Genomic DNA, 296 nt, shown 5'->3' with positions numbered 1-296 from the left:
TGGTGGAGCCAAGCGGGATCGAACCGCTGACCTCCTGCTTGCAAGGCAGGCGCTCTCCCAGCTGAGCTATGGCCCCTTACTCTGGTGTATTTCTTGTTGTGGTCTTGCTATGGGCCCTGGTGGACTCGAACCACCGGCCTCACCCTTATCAGAGGTGCGCTCTAACCAACTGAGCTAAGGGCCCTTATCAATTTTCGAAAAAAAATACCCCAGTGGGGTTTCGCTTGGCGGCGTCCTACTCTCCCAGGACCCTGCGGTCCAAGTACCATCGGCGCTAGAGGGCTTAACGGTCGTGT

The 296-nt window shown here is 57.1% G+C and carries 2 tRNA genes and 1 rRNA gene; all 3 read right to left on the bottom strand.

The features are described from left to right. Positions 1 to 76: transfer RNA gene (locus tag FE296_RS00145), tRNA-Ala, on the bottom strand. A gap of 34 nt (positions 77 to 110) precedes the next feature. Then, positions 111 to 184, bottom strand: a tRNA-Ile gene (locus FE296_RS00140). A gap of 38 nt (positions 185 to 222) precedes the next feature. After that, positions 223 to 296 (bottom strand): 5S ribosomal RNA (gene rrf / locus FE296_RS34185); the annotation flags it as partial.

The organism is Paenibacillus sp. UASWS1643, assembly GCF_008693195.1.
In the GTDB taxonomy this organism is placed as follows: domain Bacteria; phylum Bacillota; class Bacilli; order Paenibacillales; family Paenibacillaceae; genus Paenibacillus; species Paenibacillus amylolyticus_B.
The sequence above is the reverse complement of the archived record's forward strand: the minus strand, read 5'-3'. Positions and strand labels throughout refer to the sequence as shown.